Origin of the sequence: Roseimicrobium gellanilyticum, assembly GCF_003315205.1 — a bacterium.
In the GTDB taxonomy this organism is placed as follows: domain Bacteria; phylum Verrucomicrobiota; class Verrucomicrobiia; order Verrucomicrobiales; family Verrucomicrobiaceae; genus Roseimicrobium; species Roseimicrobium gellanilyticum.
Map to the genome: position 1 here is coordinate 1,175,721 of NZ_QNRR01000001.1, position 16,655 is coordinate 1,192,375.

Genomic DNA, 16,655 nt, shown 5'->3' on the forward strand with positions numbered 1-16,655 from the left:
TTCCGATGGAACTGCTGGGCATCGCATCCGCTGGTACTTGGCGTGTGCCTTGCTGCGGTTCCCATGCCTGCTTGTTTCTCCGGCAGGCATTGCGTGCTTGAATCCAAGTGAAAGGCATCTGCATCCATGAGCCAAGGTCCACCTCCGTCGGAGGCAGCCCCGCGCAGTCGCTGGCGGAGCGTTCTTCGCTATGGAGGCATCGTCACGGTGCTCCTGGTGGGCGGCATCTTCATCATGCGGCGCGAGCTGGGAGATGTCCTGGCAGGCAAGCTGCGGGAACGGTTGTCCTCAGAGGGGATTTACGTGGATTGGAAATCTGCCGGCTGGAATCCTGGTTCCGGAGTCAAGGTACGGGACCTGGCCCTGTATCGTGATGTGGAGAAGCGCGAACGCCTTGCTCTTCTCAGTGAGGTGACTCTGGTCAAGGGAGAGCCAGAGTGGACCCGTTGGGACACAGTCGCCGCGCATGCTGCTGACGCGAGCCTCACGCTGGGGAATGGGGAGAGCGAAATCATCTTGGAACACCTCACGGTGATGCTCCAGATTCAACCGGGAAGCGTGACGCTCCAGGAGTGCCGCACGGAGCTCTACAACCTGGGAATCGAGGCCGCGGGCAACTATGTGCGACCAGCTGCCTCCACTTCCGAATCGGCACCGGGAGACAAAGCTCCCAAGCCCACAACCCGGACGCGAGGTGTGTTAAGTGAAGTCGATCTCGCCCCGCTCAGAGTGGTGAAGGAATGGATGAAACTGAAACCCGAAAAGGGAAAGCCGGTGCTGAAGCTGGAGTTTCATCCAGCGGTCAGTGGAGGTGGTGTGGAGCTCGTGGCGACGTTGGAGGGGCGGGATTTTGTGTGGCGTGGGCAGAAGTGGGACTTCCTGGAAGCAGCGATGAAGACCGTGCTTGGGACAGGGAAACCTCCGGTCGAGAGTGGCAGGCTGCGCGTGGGACTGGAAGGTCGCACTGCCGAGTTCGATGGGCAGTTCGATCATGCGAGCAGGACCATCCGCATTGGCAGGCTGGAGTCCGGCGTGGGCCTGCTGACCCTGGCGCGAGCCATGGTGCCGAAGGGCAGCACCGTCCTCACCAACGTGGCCTCAACCGGGGCGTGGCAGGTGAGTGGAGAGGGGGAAATCCCCCTGGAGCAGCCGGACAAGCTTCGCTGGAATGCCACCCTGGCTCTGGAGGGAGAGCTCGACTTTGCGAGTCATCCATTTCATGTGAAGATGCAAAAACCTGCATGCACGTTCCGGGTGCAGGAGGGTGAGTGGTCTGTTTCCAATTTCACGGCGGGGGTGTGGGGCGGCCAGTTCCGTGTGCCGATGATGCAGGTGCACCCGTCCCAGGGAAAGGCGAAGCCGCGCGTCGATATCCAGGTGGTGCTGCAACAGGCGCAGTTGGAATCGTTTCTCGGCAGTTTCGGCGCGTTGTACACGCAGCCTGGCACCTTCCATCTCGACTGGAAAGGCGGAGGAGAAATCGATCTCGCTTCCGTTGCCGGCACCGGCACGCTGAGCATCGAGCAGGCGGGGCTCTTCAGTGTACCGAAACAAGACCGCGTGGCACTCACCGGCCACATGACGCTGACGAAGGGCAAGGCGGATGACGGCGACCGCAAGTCCCCGGATGACGACGATGGACTTCACGTGAGCCTGGCAGACGCCCAGCTCTCGCTCGGCAGCGGGGATGAGGAGACCACCATGGACGACATGACGTTGCGCCTTTTCATCAAGTCGGGAGTCACTGAGCTGCAGGAGTTCCAGGCGAGAGCGCATGGTTTCCAAATCGAAGCGAAGGGCATCCATGGGAAAGCGGTGGATGCCGATGCCACATCAACGAAGGGGACCACCAGTGCCAAAGCCAATGCCCCTGCAACACCTGCTGCCAAAGAGGGGAGTCGGTTTGTCGATTGGAATCTGGATGGCCTGAAGTCTCTGAAGGCATGGACAACCTTCAAGCCGGAGGGGAGCGCACCCGTGCTGAAGCTTCAGTTCCAGTCGCTCGCGGACAGGCGCGGCCTGGGCTTCGATGCCTTGCTGGAAGCAAAGAAGTTCCAGTGGCGTGGTCAGAAGTGGGATACCCTCCGGGCAACCATGAAGACGGCTGCGGGGAAAAGGAAAGCACCAGTGCAGACCTGTGAGCTTCGCCTGGTCCAGGCAGGAGACGCGGTGGAAATGAGCGGAGAGCTCGATTCCACCAAGGGGGTGATGCGCATCGACAAGCTGGAGAGCGGCCTGGATTACCTGGTGCTCGTGCGCACCCTGGCGCCGAAGGCCATGCCGTCCCTGCAGGGGCTCACCACCACCGGGGCCTGCCGTATCCTCGGCAAAGGTGCGATCCCGCTGGAGCGACCCGGAGACATGCGCTGGGATGCGGATGTGACGATTGGTGGGGCGCTTATCTATACGAACGGGAAATTTCGCGCAGTGATGGAAAAACCAACCGCCGCACTCCGCGTGCAGGGGGACGACTGGTACTTCACCGGATTGAAGGGGCAGCTCTGGGGAGGGGAGCTTGATGTGCCCGACCTTCAATTCCATTTCCCGTCAGGGAAAAAGAAGTCACGCTTCGCGACCCAGCTTGTGCTCAAGGATGCTCGACTGGAATCCGTCCTCGTTGGCTTCGGGCAGCCGTTGCAAAAGCAGCCGGGGACCGTCCAGTTTGACTGGAGAGGTGGCGGGGAGTTCGACCTCGACGCCTTTGCCGGTGCCGGTCAGTTGACCGTTGAGGATGCCGAGTTCGGTCGTCTTCCTGTGTTTGGCACCATGGGCCGCTTGTTGGACAAGTTGACGCCTGGATTTGGCAGGGACATCTCCACGCGTGTGAAGGTGGAGCATCGCATTGGCAAGGGCGTGGTGGGCCTGGACGACGTGGAGCTTGAGACGCAGCAGATGCGCATTGAAGGAGATGGGACCATCGATCTCAAACGAAGGTATGCAGATTTCACCGGAGACTTGAACCTGAAAGGACTGGTGGGACTGGCCACCCGGCCCCTCAAGTCCATGACTGAAATCACGGGCACGGGGCCGCTGACTGCGGTGAAATGGGAGGACCACAGGAAGGGCATCCTCCGCGGAAGAGATGATGACGATGCTGAGTAGCATGCCTATCCAGGCGAGTGGCCTCAGTGGTATGGATAGGCCACTGCTGTGGTATGCGTTGGAACCAGGGCACTGCTCTGTATCAGGCTCACCCCTGCCTTGCTGATGAGCACGTGCATCTCCCCTCCTCACGGCACCTCATGCGAGCCCGTGAGCGGCTGCATCACTTCACTATCAAATGCTCTATCTGATTAATATCCTCTGCGATCCCATCGGTCGTCGCGGCGATCATATCGGATGTCACGGCGGTCGTCCCGACGGTCCACCCTGCGTGTGGTTCCGTAGCAAGAAGCAAGAAGCGTCGTCAGGAGCACAAGGGCGGTGATGCGGACTGCTTTGGATAGTATGGGCAGTTTCGATTTCATGACAGGCAAGTGCGGTGTGGTATGAACGCAGTTGCACTGGGGGCTGCGCGTGTCCAAGCGCGCGTGCACTGTGGCACGCTACTACCGGGCGAAGTTCTGCGTAAGTAGCCCTTTGGTCCTATGCCGCGGTACCCATCGGGCTGCGGAAGGTGTTGCCCTTAAGTCCTATTTCCCAACACGGCAGGAACGTCGAGGCTGGTGGGCAAACCAGAATCATCCACGCATGAAACCCGTCATTTCGATTGTCCTGCCGGTCATTGCACTCGCCGGTGCTTGTTTCACCCAAACTCCGGCGGCTCCAGAAGGCACCACTCCGGAGATGGCCGCTGTCATCGCCAATGACCGGGCTTACGAGGCAGCTTACGCAAAGGGGGATGCCAAGGCCCTTGCGGACTTCTTCACCGATGATGCGGAATACAACTCGGAGGATGGCAGCACTCTCAGTGGCCGCGCTGAGATCGAGGAGAGCCTCCGCGCGCAGTTCCTCACCGACAAGGGCTCCAAGCTCGCCATCAGCGTGGATTCCGTGAAGGTGCTGAGTCCGGATGTCGTCGTGGAAAAGGGCTCGACCACCGTCACGGAGAAGAATGGTGACACCAGCGGTGCGCTCTACACGGCAATTCATGTGAAGAAGGATGGCAAATGGCGCATCACCAACCTGGTGGAGAGCCCGCTGCCTGACGACGATGCAGTAGAGCATCAACTGGAGGAACTCTCCTGGCTGATTGGCGTGTGGGAGGATACGGACAAGGGAGATGACGTGACTGTCCGCAGCCAGTATTCCTGGTCTCGTGGTAACAAGTTCATCACACGCAATGTGAGCGTCAAGCAGGGAGGCGAGGTCACGATGGAAGGCTGGCAGATCATCGGCTGGGATGCCGTGGAGCAGAAAGTCCGCTCGTGGACTTTTGATAGCGAAGGCGGTTTCTCACAGGGGACCTTCACCAGCGAAGGGAACCGCTGGCTGCTCCGTGAAACGGGAGTCACTCCAGATGGCCACCGCACCACAGGTGACAGCACCATCACAAAAGCCAGTGATACTCGATTCACCTGGGAATCCGCCAACCGCACGCTCGATGGCGAGCCGCAGCCAGGCATTCGTCCCATCGAAGTCAACCGCGTGAAAGGAGACTGATGTTATGCGCTCAAGACTGCATTTCATTTTCTCAGTCGTGCTCGCGCTCACGGTAGTGCTCTTCTACACGGACGCATTTGCACGTGGAGGACGCGGAGGAGGTGGTGGACGGCCCTCGGGTGGGGGAGGAGGCGGAGCTCGACCGGCACCGAAGCCAAAGCCGAAGCCATCAAAGCCATCGGGTGGCGGCAGCAAGCCCTCGAAGCCGTCAGGCGGAAGCAAGCCTTCCAAGCCCTCGGGCGGAGGCAGTTTCTCACGTCCCTCAGGCGGTGGTTCACGTCCTTCAGGTGGGGGCTCTTCGCGTCCTTCGGGTGACTACGCCCGTCCCTCGGGTGGAGGTAGTGGCTCCCGTCCCTCGCAGTTGCCCTCAGGTGGTGGTTCCAGAGTCAGTGGTGGTGGTGGTGGCCGAGTGCCTTCCTCTCCGTCTCAGCGGCCGTCTGGCGGGAACCTGCCATCTCGAGGGAACAGCATTTCACAATTGCCCTCAGGGAATCGGCCTGGAAGTGGAAGCGGTGGAGCTAACCGTCCCTCGCAATTGCCGTCGCGTCCGGGTGGCGGTGTTGCCGACGGGCGTCCGTCGCAGCTCCCATCAAGACCGGGAACGGGAGCAGGAGCAGGAACTGGTTCCGGAGCACGCCCTGGGAACTTGCCCAGTCAGCGTCCTGGTGGTGGTAGTGGCATCGCGGGAGGAGCAGGACCATCGCAGCTCCCCAACAGGCCGAACGCGGGAGGTGGGGCACGTCCTGGCACCTTGCCCAGTCAGCGTCCCAGCAAGGAGGACCTCGGGAATTTCCTCGGACTCGCAGGTGGTGTGGCCGGAGGCATCGCACTCGGTGATGCGATTGCCAATCGCCCCTCGCAACTTCCGGCAGAGCGGCCCGGTGCGGGTGACCGACCCGGCATCGCGGACCGGCCCTCGCAGCTTCCCGCGGAGCGTCCCGGTGCTGGCGACCGTCCGGGCATCGCAGACCGTCCTTCGCAACTTCCTGCGGAGCGTCCCGGTGCTGGCGACCGGCCTGGTATCGCAGACCGTCCTTCGCAACTTCCAGCACAGCGGCCCGGCATTGGTGATGGTTCAGGCATTGCCAACCGGCCTTCGCAAGGGCTCCCTGAGCGCCCTGGCATGGGTGAACGTCCCGGGATGGGTGAACGTCCCGGGATGGGTGAACGTCCTGGCCAGCTTCCGGAGCGCCCGAATCGTGGTGATCAATGGCAGGGCCGCGTGGACAACGCACAAAACACTTGGAATAGCTGGAAGCAGCAGAAACAGACCAACCTCAACCAGTTTAACGTTAACGCCGAGCAGCGGTGGAACAACATCGAGAGCCACTCCGGTGACTGGCAGAACCATCGCGAGGAAATGTGGGACTACCGCCACGACCGTGCTGAGGAAATCTGGGACAACGTGGGCGACAACATCTACGACTGCTTCGACGATCATTGGTGGCATGGTCATGGCTGGGGCTGGGGCCACGGTCACTACCACGGCAATCCGTGGTGGTGGTGGGCGCCTGCTGCCATTGGCACCACCGCTGCGTTCATCGACGCTGTGATTCCCGACCCGGTGTATGTGGACTATGGGGCGAGCAGTGGAGGCTACTACTACGGTGCCCCTGCGCAGACCTATGGTACCACGACGAGCGCTGCTCCGCAGACGATTGTAATCAACAACGAGACTGTCCCGGTCACGCCGCAGTCTGCGCCGGTGGTCATCGAGGTGGCTGCGACCATCGAGCAACCACCGCCTCCCATGCCGCCTGCTGAAGGGCACCCTGCAGAATGGATGCCTCTCGGTGTGTTTGCGCTCGCCCAGGAAGAAAAGGGGAATCCCATCATGTTCTTCCAGCTCTCGGTGAATCGCGAGGGCACGATCAGCGGCGCCTACAGCAACCTGCTCAGCTCTGACAATCGGCAGATTGCCGGAAAAATCGACAAGGCCACCCAGCGCGCCGCGTGGCGCATCGGTGACAACACCCAAACGATCTTCGAGACCAGCCTCGGCAACTTGACGCAGGATGTCTCGCCGGTGGCGGTCCATTTTGGGAAGAGCCAAACGCAGACCTGGCTCCTTGTCCGCATTCCTGAGCCCGCGCAGTCTGGACAGCCCATGAACATTCCGGAGCTCAGTGGCAAGCCGCCGGAAGTGAAGAAGACTGCCACCACACCGGAGGTGAAAGCACCCACCACCCCGCCGTCAAAGTAGGGTTACAACAGCACGCACCTTCGCTCTCCCTCCTCTGCAGTACTACCACGTGCCGCCTTGTCCGGTCCCGCCAGAGCATTTCATTGAAACTGTAGCCGTAGATAACGAGAACAAAGGCGTATTCGTCCCTTCGGGACGAGCGGCCACAACTCAATTCGAACTGGCTGTAGCTCCATTTAAAATGCTCTAGAAACCGGCTCCACCGTAAACTTGCTCTTGCTCGAAGGCCAAAGCACCACGGCTCCAGCAAAGGTGGAATTCATCAGCTCCGTCACCGACTCCGCCAGCGGTACCGTGCGTGTGAAATTCGTCATCGACAACGCCGCAGGCACCTATCGCAGTGGCGTTCGGTGCACATTGAATCCATAAGGACGATATGGATTCAGTGTCTGCGGTACCCATACTCAAGACATCCGGATGGGTGCAATCGAAGACATCTGCAAGTCTGAGCAGGACTCAGAGAGTCGGATGAACGTTGCTTTGTTTTTTTCCAAACCCGTCTCGTTGGACCGGGCAGAAATGTTTCCCCGCGGAGAATGTTCCTCGGGACTTATTCCCAAAGGCTTTAGTGTTGCCAGCGAAGAGAAAAGAGAAGCCCGCGATGGAGGAATGAAAACTCGAAGAGGCGAAATTTGGCGACGCCGGACCTAATCAATAGCTCCCCTTCACATGCCCTTCGCCTAAGATTGGGGTAGGATAGGGAAAGCCTATTGGTCTACCAGATTGCCTTGGTGGTTCCATGGGAAGGCGCTTTGCTCGCAAAACGAACCGTATGCGGATCAACTGGAACCGCTGTCGTGCTGTTCTAGAAGCAGGGCCCTGAGCCGCTGATAATCCCAGTCAAATCGGGACAATTTTTGTCAGGAGCGCCTCGATCTGTGGTCGTATTTCATCCGCAACTGAAGCGCAGGAGAGATCCACCCCGCTCATCTGCTTGTTGACGAACATGGGCCACGGGTTGCTCGAACGTCAGCGCATCCGAACCGATTTTGTTCGGACCGCTCTCAAACTCGTGCGGCACCATATTCGGATGCTGCAAATCGAGAAGCTGGAGCAACATTACGACGCCCTCGATGGTCGTGACCATCGCAAAGACGATGATGGTTGACGATGAGGCGTGATATTAGTGCGCCGAGTATTGGCCATTTCTACTGGGTATCTCTCTCGCTCCTGCGTTGCCTCTCACAATTGTGCGGAGATTGCAGCGACGTCTGGAACGGAATCCTTCGCGAACGAAGATTTAGCTCAAAGTGGGGACAGCGAATCGCAAAACCAGATGAGTGGGTTGCATTCACCTAGTGAAAGTAGCCGACTCTCAATCCTGCCTCCAACTCGAACGGAACTCCCATCCGGTGTGTGGCGGGTGCGAAGCAGAATTTCTATTCCTCATGAAACACAACTCAACGCACCCATACCAGCGACTAACCTCCCTAGTTGCCAGCTGCCTCCTGGCCGGTTCCAACGTCGTGGCGCAAAACGCTCCGAAGCCCGAGGCGCCAAAACCCGAGGCGCCAGCGCCTGAGGGCACTGTCTTGCTGCCCGATGTCGTGATCACTGGAAACCATCCTATTCGCTATCTGGTGACCTCCACTTCGACCGCGCTGCTCACGGACCTTCCGCTGATTGAGACACCCTTTAGCGTGAGCGTTTACAACGAGGAGCTAATCGAGGATCAGCGCGCGTTCACTCTCAAAGAAGTTCTGCAGAATGATCCGAGCATCGCGATTCAGATGCCTGGCGGGTACTACGGTTTTCAAAACTTCGGCCTGCGCGGTTTTCGGGTGGACAATTTCAACGGCTACCGTGTCGACGGCCTCCCGGTGATCAATACCGTTGCTCCCTCCCTCGATGACAAGGCCCAGGTGGAACTGCTCAAAGGGCCTGCCGCACTGCAATACGGGTTCATGCCTCCTGGCGGCGCGATCAACCTCGTGCGCAAACACCCGCTGGAAGACTTCTCGACCAGCCTCCAGTTCGATATCGATACCTTCGGAAGTTTGTATGGCCAGATCGATGTGAGTGACATCGTGGCTGACGGCAAGTTTGGCTACCGCCTGGTACTTGCTGCCGACGAGTTCGAAAGCTTCTACGACAATTCCGATGGCGACCGCTTCATGGGTTCACTGTACACCGAGTGGAAGCCAACAGATGCGGTGAAGATCTGGAGTACGATCGGGGGCCAGAACCTTGAGCGCAGCGGCTACTACGGTCCGATGATCACTGCCAATGGACGTCTGCTGGATACCGGCGTGAAGACCAACATCATGCAGGACTGGGCGCGCAACGAGCACGAGACCTTCGACGCAGCGGTCGGCATCGATGCCGAGTTCAACGACGATTGGAAGATGCGCTTCTACGTGAGCTACCAGGATGCCCAACGCGATTCCCGTCTGAGCTATCCGTATTCGGTTCAGGAGAACGGTGACTTCACGGAAGGTGCCTTGCTCACCAATGGACCCTTCGAATGGCAGTCCTGGGGCATTCATGGCCACATCGAAGGCAACTTCGAAACCGGCCCCCTGAAGCATAAGACCGTGTTTGGCGCCGAGTGGCGCGCCTACGACAGCAGCGGCGAGCGCAGCTTCCCTGACGTGGGTCCAAACAACGCCTATAAGTTGAACCCGCTCCCCATCCCGTCGGCAGGCGGTTGGACGGCGCTTGATTTCGAGTATGATGAATTCGGCGTCTTCGCGACCGACATCATCGAATTCAACGAGCATTGGTCGATCTTGCTTGGTGGCCGCTTTGGCCGGTTTGAGAACACCTATCCGGATGACCCCGCCTCCAACGATACGGTGGATGCATGGACCCCGACTGCAGCATTGATGTTCTCGCCGGTCGAGAATGTGCACGCCTACTTCACCTACACCCAGGGTGTGCAGGACGGTGGAACTGCGAGTCGTGCTGCAACGAATGCCTTCGAGCCCCTCGGTGTGCAGCGGTCCGAACAGTTCGAACTTGGCGTGAAGACTGAATGGCTGGACGGACGTCTTGCGGGCGAGTTGGCCCTGTTCCAAATCGAGCAGGATCTCCCCACGATGAATCCCACGACTGGCATCGAGTCGTTTTCCGGCAACCAACGTCATCGGGGCCTTGAATTCACCCTTCGAGGCAAAGTCACGGATCATCTGCAGACAGGTGTCGCCGTGATGTTCCTGGATGCCGAGCAGGAGGACACTGGAGTTGCCGAATACGATGGACGCCGTCCCCAGTATGTCCCGTCGTATCAGGCCAACGTCTGGGCGTCGCTGGACATCCCGCAGGTGCCTGGCCTCTCTCTGAACGCGAATGCCCGTTTTGTGGACAAGCAATACCTCGATCAGGGCGAGGAGTTCGCCACGGATTCCTATGTCGTGGTGGACGTGGGAGCGAGCTACCGGCGCAGAATCGCCGATGCTGACTGGACGTTCCGCGTGGGTGTTCGGAACCTGCTGGATGAGCGCTACTTCGAATCCGGCGAGTACTATCCGGGAGACGCTGGCTATCTGGCTTACGGATCACCTGTGTCGGCGGTGTTCTCCATTCAGGTTGATTTCTGATTCGTTTCAGGACTGACCTTTGCCGCATTTGCTGCGGCACCCGGACAACCCAGGTGCCGCAGCTTATTTCCGGAACGCATTCCCAAAAAGACGTGGCTGTTCCACGTGGCCTTGTGGCTATCCCGACATTGGATAGACGCGTGGGAAACCTATGCAGTGTTGTGATTCTGATAGCTGGCCATGTCTGCCCATCATCTCACTTGTCTGGCGATTCTTTGCGCCTCCATGACCTGCCTTCATGCGGGGGTTCAGGAGATAGCTGAACCCGAAGCTGCATCCATCGTGCATGGGGAAGTTGGCATTGCGGTGGCGAACCAATACATCACTCGCGGATTTGTCGTGCAGGATGACGGCACCTCCTTCCAGCCTCATCTGGATCTCAGCGTTACCTTCTTCGATGGGGACGGTTTCTTCAACTCCGCCTCGGCCTTCATCGGTCTTTGGTCGGCTATCGGTTCGACTCCTTACGAAAGCGTTGGCAGAGATGGCAGTCGACACACAGAATTCGACTACGGTCTCGGTGTCTCCATCAGCTTCGCCGAACGCTGGATGATTTCCAGCTACTACAATCGCTGGACCAGTCCTGCCGGGGCCTACAATGACGGCCACTGGATCAATGCGACGCTTGAGTTTGATGATCACGGACTATTTCCAGCGACCTTTTCCCTGGAGCCATTTCTCCAGATAGCGCACGAATTTGGCAGCGACCTCGCGCCTGGGTTGAGTTTTGAACCCGGCATCCGTCCCAATGTGACGTTCTTCCCGGAAAGCGACAGCCCCGTGAATGCGGGCCTGCTGGTGATGGCTGGACTGGGGCGTGGATACTTCGGTGTGGACTACGGCTACTTCGCCATCGGCCCGCAGATGTCAGTTCCGCTCGGCTTTATCGATCCCTCAGCCGGAAGTTGGACTGTCTATGCGGAGTGCCTCTACTACGACTTCGGCAAGATCACGACGGCTGAGAATGGTCAGGACCACACTTGGTTGATCAGCATCAAGCTAGCCGTCGCTTTCTAGCGGTGGCGCACATTTGCGGCGCCCCCTTTTCACTAATTTCACCCCTTTGAGTTTCTTGGACACTCAGCATTCTCTTTGCCTCGAAAGGCTGCACGATAGCGTCCGATTCATTCCGGACGAGGCCGAGCAACGCGTCATCCGCCAGTTCGTTGAAGCCCTGCTGTTCGAGCGGCTGGTAGATTACAAAATAAGGCCTCGAACGGCTGTCGGCTCAGGAGCATCCGATGCCGAGCCCATCTATGGCTCGCAGGTGGATTTCCCGGTAGGGGATCTGCGTTTTCAGTGCTTGGCGACCTTCTCTTCCTACGACCGCGTCCGAATCGCGCAAGGCAGTGTGGTCCGGATGGTGGAAGGCAAGCCGACACCTTTTCGCATGGCTGAACTGCTTCGCGCCATGGAGGTGCCGCTGGCGGGAAAACAACGCTTGCTCGAAGAACTGGCGCAAACGATCGAGCTCCATCGGTGGAACCGGGTCCACCTCGACCACCACCTGCATTCACGCCGGACACACGGTTTCCAAGAGCTGGAATCAGCCATCGTTGAAGGCCACCAGTACCATCCGAGTTTCAAGACACGAACGGGTTTTTCACTCGCCGACCATCAATCCTACGGCTCGGAAACGGGGAACACCTTTCAACTGCACTTCGCGGCGGTGAACCGCGAACTCCTGCGCTCGGCGCTGCCCGGGAGCGAGGCCGACTTCTGGAAGCGCGAATTGGGCGATGGCACCTGCGAAGGGCTCGCTGGGCGACTCAAGGAACTCGGTGGAGACTTTGAGCGTTTCGCCCTCGTTCCAATTCATCCATGGCAGGCGAAGGACCTGCGTGAGCGCGGGTTCGGAGAAGTCCTCGACTCGGGCGACCTGATTCCCCTGGGTGCGGCTGGCGATTTCTATCATGCTTCCCAATCCCTGCGAACGCTGGTCAACGCCACCCATCCGGAGAAGGCGAACATCAAGCTGCCGCTCGACATCGTCTGCACCTCGTCGCGCCGCAATCTGGAGCCGCACTTCGTCTGCACGGCTCCGCTCCTTTCGAAATGGATCGTCTCCCTTGTGGAGGAAGATCGCTTCCTCCAGGACGGCAACCGCCTGCAACTCCTCAGCGAGTATGCCGCCGTCTCCTACGAGCCTGAGGAAGACGAGGACACGGCGGGACTGCTTGGCGTGATCTTTCGCGAGAGCATTGTCGGCCGACTTGCAGAGGGCGAGACCGCAATCCCATTTACCGCACTGACCTTGGTTGAGTCAGATGGCCGCGCCTTCATTGCCGACTGGATAAAAAACTACAGTGCTGAACGCTGGGCTGAACGACTCATCGAGGTCGTCGTGATTCCGATCTGGCATATGCTCGTTCATCACGGCATCGCCTTCGAGGCGCACGCGCAGAACCTTATTCTGGTACACGAGAACGGTTGGCCAAAACGCGTCGTGCTCCGTGATTTCCACGAAGACACCGAATTCGTTCCCGAGTTCCTCGGTCGGCCCGAGACCGAGCCGGATCTCACCTCGGTCGATCCCTTCTTCGAGACGATTCCGCTCGATGACGGCTATCGCATGGAACTGGTCGAGTCCCTGCGGCAACTCTACGTGGACACAGTCTATGTCTTCAACCTCGCCGATGTGTCCTTCCTGCTGGAGCGCTTCCACGACTTCACCGAGACGGAATTCTGGAAGCTGGTGAGAGCGAAGCTGGACGCTTATGCCGCTTCCGAAGTCACCGAAGCCTCGCGCATCGCGAGCCTCGAAGCGGACAAGCCCAGGATCATTGTGGAGTCGCTTCTGACCAAAACCATCCACCGCGGGGGCACGCTCGACTACTACGAGCACGAAGTCCGCAACACTCTGAGCCGCGAAGCGCCATGATCTACGTTGACGACCAAGCTTACGACCGGGGATACTTCGAGAAGCGCTTCGCGCAGTTCGATGCGCATCCCGTGCTTTCCAGATGCACCGGACGCCGCCTCGCAGTGTGCCTACAAGACACCGCCCTGTGGATTGCCCTCTGCCTCTACGTCAAAGAAGAAGGCGGCACAGTTTTTCCCCTGCCCATCGACACGCCGCTGGAAGGCGCGCGCCGCCGTGCTGAACGCAGTGGCTGTGAGGTTCTCATTGTCGCCTCAGATGATGGGGAACTTGGGGTCGAAGAAGCCAATTCGATAAAAGCTCGGCCAGACATCCCCGACGGGCTCATTCAGACGAGTTCCGGAACGACCGGCGAACCCAAATTCATCGAACGGACTTGGGCCAGCATCGATACGGAGATTGAAAGCTATGTGAGCCACTTTCCTGACGCGAATGCGTGGACGCCCATCGTGGCCTGCCCGGTGACACATTCTTACGGACTGATCTGTGGAGTGCTTGTCGCGTTACGGCGGGGGCAACAGCCGGTCATCGTCCGGAACTTCAATCCGAAGTACATCCTCCGGAAGCTACGCGAGACACCGACCTCCATTCTCTACTCGTCTCCGGCCATGATCGCCACGCTGGCCATGCTCGTGAAGCAAGAGGAGCCGCTCTGGGCGGTGATGACCTCGGGGACGGTTCTGCAGAAGGCGACCTTTGAAAGCCTCGGGAAAAAGGTGCGCCATCTCTACCAACAATATGGCTGTTCCGAGGCGGGCTGCCTTTCCCTCGGCACTGGCCTTCTGGCAGCAATTGACCAGGGGAAACCGCTTCCGCATGTCACGATCACTGCGGGAGCCAATACTGCGGAACCCGCCGACATCATCGTCACGCTGCCCGATGGCAGGAAGGTCGAGACACGCGACCTTGGTTATTTCGAGAACGGTCGGCTGTACTTCGTCTCGCGGCTCGATGAGATGATCAACGTCGCGGGATTCAATGTGTATCCCGGCGAAGTCGAGGAGGTCATTCTCGCGATGCCCGGCATCCGGGATGCCGTTGTCTTCAAGAAGAGCCGCGGCTTCGGCGGCGACCAGGTCTGCCTCCACTTCGTCTCGGACGAAGAAATCTCTGCGGATGCCGTGCGCGACTTCTGCGCTGGTCGCCTCGCTGCCCACCAGATTCCCATGAACATCGCTCGCGTGGAAGCCATCCCGCGCCTGCCCAACGGAAAAATCAGCCGCAAGGCACTTGCCGAGGCTCCTTCCGCACCCGCCCTGACCTTCTGACATGAAAACGAGAGAACAAATCGTCGAGAGTATCTATCAGACGCTCGCGAGCAACATGCCCCACATCAACCTGAGCGGCTTCCAAAGCGACGCGCGGCTGCGCGAGGACCTCGGACTTGACTCGGCTGACACGCTCGAGCTCCTCGTCAGCCTGGAGGTGAAGTATGACCTCTCCCTGCCCGAGTCTGCCATCATGGACAAGGACTTCTCTACGGTGCGCGCGGTGGCCAAACTTTTTTTCGACGCCCAGCCGCGCCCCAATCCATCGAAGCTGCTGGAGTATGAGGAGGACATCAAGCTCCACTGCTTCGTCAGTTGCCTCAGCGAAGTCATCAAGCGCTTCGATTTCGACCAGCGCACCTTGTACTTTGGTGTCTGGGATTCGCAAATCGTCGTCACTGAGAAGTGCCAGATCTCCTACCACAGCGAGCGGATCAGCCATCAGTTCTTCCTCGACTGGTATGAAAGGCTCTTCGGCATCAAGGTCGAGGACTGGTTCGACCACGATGTCGACCGCGAGGAAAACGTCCGCCGGCTCGTCTCGCTCGTCGAGAACCGCACGCCAGACCAGCACATCATGGTGATGCTTGATATGCACCGTCTTCCCGAGCGCGTGAACGAGTTCAACAAGGATCCTTTCCCGCACTACCTGATGCTGGGACCGACCGAGAAGTCTGACATCTGGTTCGTGTACGATCCCGACTACCGCTGGGAGGGTGTCACCACCAAAGAGCGGCTCCTCCACGCAGCACGTCATCCTTCCGTGGGGGGCGGTTACGTCTTTTCAGACAAGAACGCGCACGAACCGCATCCCGCCGACATCCGGGCCTACTTCGAGCACTGCATGCTCCTTGATCGCCATCTCATGACCGATGCGATGCGCGAGATCGTCGAGGCCCATCTCGGAGGCTGTGACAAGAATGGTGACGAACTGCCGCTCTCCAACCTGCGAAGCGCCTTCGACGAGGTGCCCATCCTTTCCATCCGCAAGTACTCCTACGAGCACGGCTTCGCATTCTTCTGGCGCGAGTTGGAGCTGGAGGAGGCTGAGTTCGACCACTGGTGCGAGGTCATCGACGAGCTGGCAAAGACTTGCACCCTCATCCAATTCCACGCCATCAAGCTGGCCACCACTGGTGACCGCCGCATTGGCGACAAGATCTTCGAACTGCTCGACAAGCAGGTGGAACGCGAGAACCGCATCAAGGCGCGGATGCAGGAAGTCTTCGAAATCTGGTGTGAGCGGAGCTTCTCACGGGATGAGGCACCCCTTGCCGAACTGGAGGCCGTACGATGAACCTATCCCTCTGCACAATCTCCTTCCGTCATCACCTGATCTCACTCGAACAGGTGGTGAAATGGGCCGCGCCGCGCGGCTTCTCGGGCATCGAACTTTGGGGTGTGCACGCCAGGAATCTGCGCGATCGGTCCGAACACGATGTCGGCTGGCTCCGGTCGCACGGCCTCCGCGTGCCGATGGTGAGCGACTACCTGCCCGTGCAGGGAGAACGCCAGGCCATGATCGACAAGACCGTCGATCTGTGTACGCTTGCCCACAGCTGGGGTGCGTCGAAACTCCGCACCTTCGCAGGCAACAAAGCCAGCCACGAGGTATCCAGTGAAGAGCGCCGTGATTGGACGCGGCGGATGCATGAACTCTGCGAACTCGCCGAGGACCACGGTATCAATCTGGTGGTCGAGACGCATCCCGCCACCCTGGCAGACACGCGGGAATCGACGCGCCGCCTCATCGAGGAAATCAACCACCCAGCACTGCGCATCAACTTCGATGTCCTCCATTTGTGGGAGGCGGGTGATGACCCCTTCGAGGTCATCCGCGAGTTCGAACCGCTCGTTGCCCACATGCATCTGAAGAACGTGAGATCCCGCTCCCTCCTGCATGAGTTCGCCCCGGGCAATGTCTATGCCCCCGCTGGCAGCCGCGCCGGTATGGTCAGCCTTTTTGAAGGTGCCTTCGACTATCGAAGGTTCCTCACCTTTGTGATGACCGAAACCTCCCTCTGGCCATCGCTCGACGCCTCGCTCGAATGGTTTGGCCCCAATGTCCTTGGAACACTCGAGCGGGACGCGGAGCTGCTCTCTCTGCTGGAAGAGGAGACGCTCGGCCTTCAGACCCTGACCACTGCTGCGCTCTAACGGTA

General features: G+C 59.3%; 12 protein-coding genes. 10 read left to right on the forward strand and 2 right to left on the reverse strand.

Annotated features, from left to right (window positions below; all coding sequences use genetic code 11):
* The first annotated feature begins 126 nt into the window (after positions 1-126).
* Positions 127-3,102, forward strand: a complete 2,976-nt coding sequence (locus DES53_RS04855; protein WP_113957049.1) for an AsmA-like C-terminal region-containing protein — start codon at positions 127-129, stop codon at positions 3,100-3,102.
* 191 nt (positions 3,103-3,293) lie between these two features.
* On the opposite strand, the gene DES53_RS32790 is transcribed toward DES53_RS04855, so the two are convergent.
* On the reverse strand, positions 3,294-3,467 hold the full coding sequence (locus DES53_RS32790; RefSeq protein WP_170156864.1) for a hypothetical protein: 174 nt from the start codon (positions 3,465-3,467) through the stop codon (positions 3,294-3,296).
* 223 nt (positions 3,468-3,690) lie between these two features.
* Here DES53_RS32790 and DES53_RS04860 point away from each other — a divergent pair, with 223 nt between their 5' ends.
* The 3 genes from DES53_RS04860 to DES53_RS32795 all read left to right on the forward strand — a co-directional run bounded on the left by DES53_RS04860 (position 3,691) and on the right by DES53_RS32795 (position 7,174).
* Positions 3,691-4,602: an SgcJ/EcaC family oxidoreductase gene (locus DES53_RS04860; protein WP_113957050.1), complete on the forward strand. Its 912-nt coding sequence runs from the start codon at positions 3,691-3,693 to the stop codon at positions 4,600-4,602.
* Between the two features lie 751 nt (positions 4,603-5,353).
* Entirely contained in the window at positions 5,354-6,805 is a 1,452-nt protein-coding gene (locus tag DES53_RS04870) for a YML083C domain-containing protein (RefSeq protein WP_113957052.1), read from the forward strand.
* A 216-nt stretch (positions 6,806-7,021) separates the two neighbouring features.
* Positions 7,022-7,174 carry a hypothetical protein gene (locus tag DES53_RS32795; protein ID WP_170156865.1) on the forward strand — a complete coding sequence of 51 codons (153 nt, stop codon included), beginning with the start codon at positions 7,022-7,024 and terminating at the stop codon, positions 7,172-7,174.
* A gap of 520 nt (positions 7,175-7,694) precedes the next feature.
* On the opposite strand, the gene DES53_RS04875 is transcribed toward DES53_RS32795, so the two are convergent.
* The gene (locus DES53_RS04875) at positions 7,695-7,892 is read right to left on the reverse strand and encodes a hypothetical protein (RefSeq protein WP_113957053.1); all 198 of its coding nucleotides are present in this window, start codon (positions 7,890-7,892) and stop codon (positions 7,695-7,697) included.
* A 301-nt stretch (positions 7,893-8,193) separates the two neighbouring features.
* Between DES53_RS04875 and DES53_RS04880 the strand changes: the two genes are divergently transcribed.
* The 6 genes from DES53_RS04880 (at position 8,194) to DES53_RS04905 (ending at position 16,650) form a co-directional block, all read left to right on the forward strand.
* Positions 8,194-10,344 (forward strand): TonB-dependent siderophore receptor, encoded by a 2,151-nt coding sequence (locus tag DES53_RS04880; protein WP_113957054.1) that lies wholly within the window; start codon positions 8,194-8,196, stop codon positions 10,342-10,344.
* Positions 10,345-10,569: 225 nt separating this feature from the next.
* Positions 10,570-11,361, forward strand: a complete 792-nt coding sequence (locus DES53_RS04885; protein ID WP_113957055.1) for a hypothetical protein — start codon at positions 10,570-10,572, stop codon at positions 11,359-11,361.
* A 13-nt stretch (positions 11,362-11,374) separates the two neighbouring features.
* Positions 11,375-13,225 carry an IucA/IucC family protein gene (locus DES53_RS04890; RefSeq protein WP_147263220.1) on the forward strand — a complete coding sequence of 617 codons (1,851 nt, stop codon included), beginning with the start codon at positions 11,375-11,377 and terminating at the stop codon, positions 13,223-13,225.
* Entirely contained in the window at positions 13,222-14,493 is a 1,272-nt protein-coding gene (locus DES53_RS04895; RefSeq protein WP_113957057.1) for an AMP-binding protein, read from the forward strand. Before DES53_RS04890 ends, DES53_RS04895 begins: the two co-directional genes overlap by 4 nt.
* A gap of 1 nt (position 14,494) precedes the next feature.
* Positions 14,495-15,790 carry a DUF6005 family protein gene (locus DES53_RS04900; protein ID WP_113957058.1) on the forward strand — a complete coding sequence of 432 codons (1,296 nt, stop codon included), beginning with the start codon at positions 14,495-14,497 and terminating at the stop codon, positions 15,788-15,790.
* Positions 15,787-16,650: a sugar phosphate isomerase/epimerase family protein gene (locus DES53_RS04905; protein ID WP_113957059.1), complete on the forward strand. Its 864-nt coding sequence runs from the start codon at positions 15,787-15,789 to the stop codon at positions 16,648-16,650. The genes DES53_RS04900 and DES53_RS04905 overlap by 4 nt, the downstream gene beginning before the upstream one ends.
* The last annotated feature ends 5 nt before the right edge of the window (positions 16,651-16,655 follow it).

Excerpts from the sequence above, each read along its gene's own strand:
- DES53_RS04855 (WP_113957049.1), top strand. The coding sequence starts at position 127 with ATGAGCCAAGGTCCACCTCCGTCGGAGGCAGCCCCGCGCAGTCGCTGG.
- DES53_RS32790 (WP_170156864.1), bottom strand. The coding sequence starts at position 3,467 with ATGAAATCGAAACTGCCCATACTATCCAAAGCAGTCCGCATCACCGCC.
- DES53_RS04860 (WP_113957050.1), top strand. The coding sequence starts at position 3,691 with ATGAAACCCGTCATTTCGATTGTCCTGCCGGTCATTGCACTCGCCGGT.
- DES53_RS04875 (WP_113957053.1), bottom strand. The coding sequence starts at position 7,892 with ATGGTCACGACCATCGAGGGCGTCGTAATGTTGCTCCAGCTTCTCGAT.
- DES53_RS04880 (WP_113957054.1), top strand. The coding sequence starts at position 8,194 with ATGAAACACAACTCAACGCACCCATACCAGCGACTAACCTCCCTAGTT.
- DES53_RS04885 (WP_113957055.1), top strand. The coding sequence starts at position 10,570 with ATGACCTGCCTTCATGCGGGGGTTCAGGAGATAGCTGAACCCGAAGCT.
- DES53_RS04895 (WP_113957057.1), top strand. The coding sequence starts at position 13,222 with ATGATCTACGTTGACGACCAAGCTTACGACCGGGGATACTTCGAGAAG.
- DES53_RS04900 (WP_113957058.1), top strand. The coding sequence starts at position 14,495 with ATGAAAACGAGAGAACAAATCGTCGAGAGTATCTATCAGACGCTCGCG.
- DES53_RS04905 (WP_113957059.1), top strand. The coding sequence starts at position 15,787 with ATGAACCTATCCCTCTGCACAATCTCCTTCCGTCATCACCTGATCTCA.